This window comes from Microcystis sp. LEGE 08355 (genome assembly GCF_015207185.1).
Lineage (GTDB): Bacteria > Cyanobacteriota > Cyanobacteriia > Cyanobacteriales > Microcystaceae > Microcystis > Microcystis panniformis.
Genome location: NZ_JADEXI010000162.1, coordinates 1 through 8,557 on the forward strand (window position 1 = coordinate 1; position 8,557 = coordinate 8,557).

Below are 8,557 nucleotides of genomic sequence, written 5' to 3' on the forward strand. Positions count from 1 at the left end.
GTATATACCCGTGATAGCTTTCCTTCTGAATGGGCAATGACACAAAATAATCTGGGGGTTGCTTATAGTAATCGCATCAGAGGGGAAAAAGCAGAAAATTTAGAGTTAGCTATTGTTGCTTATAACCAGTCATTAGAAGTATATACTCGTGATAGCTTTCCTGAACAATGGGCAATGACACAAAATAATCTGGGCAATGCTTATAGTGATCGTATCAGAGGGGAAAAGGCAGAAAATTTAGAGTTAGCTATTGTTGCTTATAACCTGTCATTAGAAGTATATACCTGTGATAGCTTTCATTATGAATGGGCAGGAACACAAAATAATCTGGGGAATGCTTATAATAAGCGCATCAGAGGGGAAAGGGCAGAAAATTTAGAGTTAGCTATTGTTGCTTATAACCTGTCATTAGAAGTATATACCCGTGATAGCTTTCCTTCTGAATGGGCAATGACACAAAATAATCTGGGCAATGCTTATAGTAATCGTATCAGAGGGGAAAGGGTAGAAAATTTAGAGTTAGCTATTGTTGCTTATAACCTGTCATTAGAAGTATATACCCGTGATAGCTTTCCTTATGAATGGGCAACGACACAAAATAATTTGGGGACTGCTTATAGTGATCGCATCAGAGGGGAAAGGGCAGATAATCTAGAGATGGCGATCGCAGCTTATAACCTGTCTTTAGAAGTAAGAACCCCGACTGCTTTCCCCATAGATTGCTTACAAACAGGACGAAACTTAGGAGATACTGCTAACCTGATCGAAGACTTGGAAACCGCCATCAAAGGCTACAACTTAGCCATCGAAGCAGTAGAAAATATCCGACTCGAAGCCTTAAACCCCCAACGACAACAGGAAATTCTCTCCGATGCAATGGATGTTTATCATGGCATAGTTCAATCCTATCTCAACCTCAATCAACCAGATCGCGCCTTAGAATACGTTGAACGCAGCAAAACCCGCTATCTAGTCCAATTGCTTACTGATCGAGATATCTATCCTAAAGGTAATATCCCCCAAACTATTATTACCGAATTAGATCGCCTCCGTCGTGCCATTATTGGGGAAGAACAACAGTTAGCCATCCAAGAACAAACCCGCAATCGGGGAGAAATTTTAACCCTAGATCAACAAAGACAACCCATCTTAAATGACTATACTCACCTCAATCAGTTAAAACAAGAATTAAATCAACTCATTGACCGTGAAATAACCCCCATAGATCGCGCTTTTAGCTTAACTCAAAAGGTTCAAACCATTACCTTAAGTGAGATTCAATCCTTGATCGATGAACAAACCGTCATTTTAGAATGGTATATTGCAGGGGATAGAATTATGGCGTTTATTGTTACTGCTGAAGGTTTGATCCCCCCTAACCCCCCTTCAAAAGGGGGGAATTTGGATTTGAATGAGAGTGAGGTAAAAGGGGTTAAAATTTGGCAATCTTCAACAACAGTTCGAGACAAATTGATTAATTTTATTGAAAATTATCGTGAAGCATACGAAAATAATAAAACAGAGTGGATTAATAATCTTAATTCTTGTTTAAATGAACTATCAGAAATTCTCCAGATTGATGAAGTTTTAGAACTGATTCCTAAATCTTGCTCTCGTCTCATCCTAATTCCCCATTGGTTTTTACATATTATTCCCCTTCATTGTTTACCCCTAAAAAATGGACAATTTCTCTATCAACGCTTTACTAAAGGTGTAGGATACGTTCCCAGTTGCCAACTTTTAAAACTGGTAAAATTATCACAGCGAGAAAACTTTACTCGTCTTTTTGCCATTAAAAACCCCACCAGAAAAGACCTAAAACCTCTCTTAGGTGCAAATCTAGAAATCGAGAGAATTAGTCAAGGATTTGCTGCAGAAAAAACCATTATTATTGGGGAATTAGAAGCATCAGAACAAACCCTAGAAAATCGTCGTCAAGAGTTACAAGCATCTCATTGTATTCACTTTTCCTGTCATGGTAAATTTGATAATGAATCCCCTAGAGATTCCGCTTTAATGTTGGCAGATCCAGATGGTAACTTAGGAGAATTAGCTAACCTAACCCTAGCAGAAGTCTTTGAAAAATTTGACTTAAGAGAATGTCGTTTAGTCACTTTTTCTGCTTGTGAAAGTGGTATAATAGAAAGTAAAGCTGATAGTATTAGTGATGAATATGTGGGTTTACCCAGTGGTTTTCTATTTGCAGGTAGTTCTAGTGTTGTTAGCACCCTTTGGACAGTAGATCCCCTAGCAACCACGTTATTTATGGCTAAATTTTATCACGATCTTAAACGGATTTCTATCCGAGATGAAGGAAGTATCGCTATTGTTTTAAATCATACTCAAACTTGGTTAAGAACATTGAACAGTAAAAAATTAGCCAGAATTAAAAATAGTCAAAAATTCCAGCAATTACTCGATCGAGTCTTTGAGAGTAAACGGGATAGAAGAAAATTCCAAGACTTATTAGAAGCTGCGGTTAAACGTGAACCCTATCCCTTTGCCAATCCCTATTATTGGACAGCATTTATCGCTACAGGGATTTAATCTATTGTTCCTTGAGAATACAATTAAGTTGAGGTATTCTCCCCCCTTTTTAAGGTGGGTTGGGGGGGATCACTTTGATTTAAGAATCAGGATAATTTTGACAAAATTTATCCAGTCCTTGATCCTGATACCATTTTTCTTTATTCGCGTCACAACGAATGAAGGTTTGGCAAGCATTCGAGCGTGGATGTCTGTCATGGATTTAGAAATTTGGTATGAATATAAACAGCAACTATAGCAGATAAAATTCCCGCGACTTGCGGAGGACACATCAAATATCCTACAATAATACCTGTTAAAGTAGGGATAAGTGCGGGTAAATATTTTTCTCGCAACTTCGGTTGACAAATAGAATCACGACATTTATTAAGAACAATAACAAACCAACGAAAATCAGCATTATCTTCTACCCCTTCAATCCCGTTACGAGTGGCAATAGACTCAGCAGCATCTGCTAAATCTCCCTCCCATTCCTCAATAACATCAAGTGCAATTAAAGCGTTCTCATTGTCCGCAAATTCAATACGGTACTGAGCAATTTTTTCCGGTGTTAACTGCGTTGCGTCTGACATAATACCATCCTTAAAGCTAAAACCAATTTTTTCCCATTATCTCACCTTATAATCGTCTCGTCGCTAACGGTTTTGACTTTACCGATGGCAAGTTAATCCCATCAAGATTAGCTTAGAAGACTAAGAAGAAGCGAATTTTTTGGGGTGAGAATTTACTTTTGTCAAAAATCATTACATATTCGCAACAAAATACACTTTTTTGAGCAAATTAATATACCATACTTAGACAAGGCGATAAATTATTTTGTCCCAAGAATTACGCGCTAAACTTATCTCCTGTTATCCCCAAAGTCAGGAAAAAGAGGAAGTCTTAATGAAAATGATTTCTGAACATTAATCAATTGAGGATAGGGAGAGGTTGCTAACGGTCAATATTGCCACCTGAATCGCTTTTTCGATAGCCTGTTGTTTGCTTTCTAAACTAATCCCTTCCTCTTTGCTTCTTTCGGCAATCACAGCACAAATACAAGCGGCAGTAAATCCATAAACCCCCGCCATTTTCAATAAAGTTCCCGCTTCCATTTCATAATTGAGAATATTTAAACGTCGATATTCTTCCGTAATTCCCTCTAAATGGCGCTGAAGATAAGGGTTAGCAGACGACAGGATTCTTTCCTGTCCTTCATAAAAACTATCCACAGAAGCGGTAATACCGACATGATAATTTACTCCCAAAAATTGAGCCGATTTGACTAGAGCAACTGTCAAAAAAGGATCCGCCACTGCGGGATATTCCGGAGGAGCAATATCATTAGCTGCACCTTGCCTACATAAAGCCGCTTGCGAGATAATAATATCACCAATTTTTATTCTATTTTGAATTGCGCCACAAGTACCGATACGAATAATAGTTTTAATTCCCACCTGTATTAATTCATTAACCACAATACTCAAAGATGGCGCACCCATGCCACTGGTAGCCAGAAGAATTGGGGTAGAATTATCTAGGTAGCCAAGATAACTATTTAATCCGCGATAATCCGATAGTAAACGTGCATTTTGTAAATAAGTTTCAGCAATATAGCGCGAGCGTTCTGGTTCCCCCGATAATAGGGTGATAGTCGGTTTTACTGTGCCTAAATCCTCACTGCTAAAGTTGAGATGATAGGGTTTTTGGTGAGATAAGTTATTGGACATTGAAGTGAACTAAATACTGAAAAAAGGTAAGGAATTGAGGCTCTTCGGTTTTTGTTATGCAATGGACGGGGGTTATAAGGGATGGAACCCTTATATAGAAAGGCATTTAGCGATTTTTGTCAATTGTTTTTGCTCTAGAGCGAACTAATCAATTAAGTCTCTTGCCAGATAAGGGTTTAGTCGATTTATGCCCCCCTATCGAACCATACCAAGTAACGAAGAACCGGAATTGATTTTCCTTACCTAAGAATTGTACACTTTTGACAACAAATTTACACTTTTGCAGACTCTTTAACTAACTTATCCCAACCCAATTCCTTGAGGTTATTGTTGCGACGCAGGGGACGAGTAGCTAACTCTAAAATATCTCGCGCATTGGTAAAACCGTGGATTTGAGCAAATGTAAATTCTACCGACCATTTAGTGTTAATTCCCCGCGCTTCTAAGGGATTTGCATGGGCCATTCCTGTAATCACTAAATCAGGTTTTAACTCGTAAATGCGCTGAATCTGATTGTAGTTATCAGGTTTTTCGATAATTTTCGGGATGGGAACACCCATATCATTACAGGTTTTTTCTAGTAATGCTAATTCGGCCGCTTGGTAGCGTTTATCCATGTAAGGAATACCGATTTCATCACAAGTCATCCCGCAACGAATTAGGAAACGTGCCAGAGAAATTTCTAGTAAATTATCCCCCATAAAGAAGACCGATTTACCGCGCACAAGTTGCAGATAATCCTCTAAACTTTCCCAAATTTTTGCCTCTCTTTCTTCTAATCCCTGCGGTTGTACTCCCAAAACCGAACAGATTTTTTCTATCCAAGCGCGGGTTCCATCCGGACCGATGGGAAAGGGTGCGCCAATTAATTTACACTTACGACGACGCATTAAAGTGGTGGCAGTTCGTGATAGAAAAGGATTGACACCAGCGACATAATAACCTTCTTCAATTACCGGTAATTCGGTAAAGCGTTTGGCTGGCAACCAACCATCTATTTTAACTCCTTGTTTTTTCAATTCTAGGGTTAAATTAGTCACAATCGGGTCGGGAACAGAACCAAATAAAACTAAAGGAGGATGGTCTTTATATTCCGATTCTTCCTGTTTAATTTCTTCTTTTTTCCGTCCAAAAGTTAAGAGTTTTTGGATGGCATTCCGTTCTTCTTTTTCATCTTCGTGCTTAACTTTTTCGGGACATTTATGCACCATGGCAGCGAGGACGGTATCTTCACCTTGAGTAAAGGCATAATCTAAACCATTAGCGCGCGCTGTCACGATAGGAATACCGATTTCTGACTCTAGTTTCGGTGCTAATCCTTCTAAGTCCATTTTGATGATTTCGGTGGTACAAGTACCGATAAAAACGATAACGCTAGGGTTTCTATCTCGTTTAATTTGTAAGCAGAGGCGTTTTAGTTCTTCGTAGTCTTTTAGTTGAGCGGAAATATCCCCTTCTTCTAATTCAGCCATAGCATAACGCGGTTCGGCGAAAATCATCACCCCCATAGCATTTTGCAGGAAGTAACCACAGGTTTTTGTGCCGATAACAAGGAAGAAACTATCTTCGATTTTTTGGTATAACCAAGCAACACAGCTAATCGGACAAAAGGTGTGATAGTTGCCGGTTTCACAATCAAATTGTAAAGCGCTCGGTTCTTGAGTGGCAGTCATGTTTTTAGGTTCTCCTTTAACTTGGTTTATTTAGGTTTTCTCGTTTTATCTGTTCTCTAATCTTTTGTAGTTTACTATCTTCTGATGGATTAAAAATTTCTAGTTTCTTCTTCTGACGGATCAAAATTCAATCCTCAGACTTCTACCAGTTTGTCCCCATCGGAATTAAGCTGACAAAAGAAATACATACATACTGATAACTTAGGTTCTAAAGCTGCATCGAGTTGGGTGGTGGGCCCGTGGGTAGGGTGGGTTAGGCGACGATAAGTTAGGCTATTAACTAATAAGTTAATTATTCGCCGTAACCCACCCAGAAAAAGAGTTTATTGGTGGTTATTGGTGGGTTACGCTGTCCCTAACCCACCCTACAAAATAATCTAAACCATCATCAGGTCTAATTCCGCCTCGGCGTTAACTTTCGGTTTATCGGCATTAAGATAGAAATCCGATAATAAAGTGAATAATTCCCGGTCGGCAGATTCTTTGGGAATAACTCCTTCTGGTTTGGCTAAAATCTGATCGGCAATGTTGAGATAATAGTCACAAACGTAACTTAACATCGGATCCTTGTCGGCCATTTCAAAGAGAGTTTGACCTTTAACTCTGGAGACGCGAATATCTTCAATTAAGGGTAAAACTTCTAACACTGGCATGGGAACATGATCCACATATTTATTAATTAAATCGCGTTTTGAGGTGCGATTACCAATTAATCCGGCTAGTCGCAGGGGATGGGTGCGCGCTTTTTCACGGACGGAAGCGGCGATGCGATTGGCGGCAAAAAGAGCGTCAAAGCCGTTATCTGTGACAATTATGCAGTAATCGGCGTAATTTAAGGGTGCGGCAAATCCTCCACAGACCACATCCCCCAAAACATCGAACAAAATCACGTCAAATTCATCAAAAGCGTTCAATTCTTTTAATAATTTCACCGTTTCCCCGACGACGTAACCGCCACAACCGGCACCGGCCGGGGGTCCCCCCGCTTCCACGCATTTGACACCACCGTAACCTTCATAGATAACGTCTTCTGGCCAGATGTCTTCGTAGTGAAAATCTTTTTCTTGTAGGGTATCAATGATTGTGGGAATAAGAAAGCCTGTCAGGGTGAAAGTGCTATCATGCTTGGGGTCACAGCCTATTTGTAGGACTTTTTTGCCTCTTTTGGCTAAAGCAGCCGAAATATTACAGCTTGTTGTCGATTTACCGATGCCACCTTTTCCGTAGACTGCGAGTGTTAAAGGCATGGAAGTTCTCCTAAATGTACGCTTGAATGGTGAGTTTGTTTATCAGTGCTTCGATCGCAATTATTGACCATCTCCCCACTCCTTGGCAAGAGGCTCAATTTTTATCTGCTATAGCTATAGTGAGAATAAAATCGTAAAAACTAGATAAATAATTTCTTAGAGCTTATAGAGTTTCTGAAATCTGCAAAAACTTATAAAAACAGTTTTATTTCTATATTTAATATAAATACAAACAATAAACAAAAAACCGCCAAAGCTTTACAAAAACTCGATAAACAGGGTTTTACCGTGCCAAACCGGGACAAAAAAGGTCAAGATAGAGGCAGTCTAGAGACCGATGTCAGATTTTCGTGAATAATCATTACAATTTTCCCAGTCAGCAGATTAAATAAATCGATCCTGAGAAGGATGCCGAAAAAATCTGTAGTACAATTAGAACAAAGTACCTCTAGGGTTTCCCATGCGAGTTAAGCAAAAAACGCTGACTACACTCTTATTAGAGAATAAAGCTCCTAAATATCGTCCTTTTCTGGCGTTTTTTCTCGCTGGGTTTCCCTTGCTCTTTTTAGCCTATGTGGTTTCTTTCCAGCGCGCATATCTCGACTGCATTCGGTTAGACACAAAAAGGATAGATTGTCAATATGTCCAAGAGTATAATTTTCCTGTTTCTAGTCGGGAAAATTTTTCTTTAACTCACATTAAAGCTACGGCTGTCTATCAGGAAGTTTTTATCAGTGTTGAGCAGAAAAAAACTGTTAATAACACGGTTTTATTGGTCGGAAGAAATAACCATCTCTACATCGAGAATTTTCGGGATGTGCAGTCAGCTAGTGATTTTAAAACCCGATTTGAGAGTTTTGTGAATATACATCAAACTCAGGAAATTATTGCAAAAAGTCCCCTAGATACCTTGTCAGCACTGCTAGAACACCACCATAATTATCCCTATTATCTCTGGGGTATGTTATGCTTATTGTCAGGTCTGTTATTACTTTATGATGTCAGCTATTGGGAGAGTTATGTCTTTAATCAGGGTACCGCTACCCTAACCCGTAGGCGACAACATTTAACTTTTAGAAGTGAAAGTGATTATCTTCTAGAGAGAATTGTTGAGGCAAAAGTAGAAGAGTACAAAGGCTTTTTGGGGTCTAATTACCGACGGATTATTTTAACCTTATCCAACGGGGAAAAAATTATCCTCAATTGCCGGTTATTGGAATCTATCAGCAACGGAAAAAGGGAAGAAAAAATCCTGGCAATGATTGCCGAAAAGTTAAACTTAACTCAAGAGTAAGTGTTAATCTAAGTAAATGCGCTCAAATTCTAGCTATTTAAAGTCTCTTTTTCTCGGTTTCCTATTAGTGACCGTGTTAGTTTATAT

General features: G+C 39.0%; 6 protein-coding genes. 2 read left to right on the forward strand and 4 right to left on the reverse strand.

Features of this window, described 5'->3' with window-relative positions; genetic code table 11:
* On the forward strand, positions 1-2,547 hold a 2,547-nt coding region (locus IQ242_RS10400; RefSeq protein ID WP_193959915.1), incomplete at its 5' end, for a CHAT domain-containing protein.
* A 194-nt stretch (positions 2,548-2,741) separates the two neighbouring features.
* Here IQ242_RS10400 and IQ242_RS10405 read toward each other — a convergent pair.
* The 4 genes from IQ242_RS10405 to bchL form a co-directional block, all read right to left on the reverse strand.
* Positions 2,742-3,119 (reverse strand): hypothetical protein, encoded by a 378-nt coding sequence (locus IQ242_RS10405; protein ID WP_193959916.1) that lies wholly within the window; start codon positions 3,117-3,119, stop codon positions 2,742-2,744.
* A gap of 333 nt (positions 3,120-3,452) precedes the next feature.
* Complete coding sequence (locus IQ242_RS10410; protein ID WP_193959917.1) at positions 3,453-4,256, reverse strand: nucleoside phosphorylase; 804 nt, start codon at positions 4,254-4,256, stop codon at positions 3,453-3,455.
* A gap of 272 nt (positions 4,257-4,528) precedes the next feature.
* Entirely contained in the window at positions 4,529-5,929 is a 1,401-nt protein-coding gene (locus IQ242_RS10415) for a ferredoxin:protochlorophyllide reductase (ATP-dependent) subunit N (RefSeq protein WP_002759156.1), read from the reverse strand.
* Positions 5,930-6,306: 377 nt separating this feature from the next.
* Positions 6,307-7,176: a ferredoxin:protochlorophyllide reductase (ATP-dependent) iron-sulfur ATP-binding protein gene (gene bchL, locus IQ242_RS10420; protein WP_002735653.1), complete on the reverse strand. Its 870-nt coding sequence runs from the start codon at positions 7,174-7,176 to the stop codon at positions 6,307-6,309.
* A 460-nt stretch (positions 7,177-7,636) separates the two neighbouring features.
* Here bchL and IQ242_RS10425 point away from each other — a divergent pair, with 460 nt between their 5' ends.
* On the forward strand, positions 7,637-8,470 hold the full coding sequence (locus tag IQ242_RS10425; RefSeq protein WP_193959918.1) for a hypothetical protein: 834 nt from the start codon (positions 7,637-7,639) through the stop codon (positions 8,468-8,470).
* The last annotated feature ends 87 nt before the right edge of the window (positions 8,471-8,557 follow it).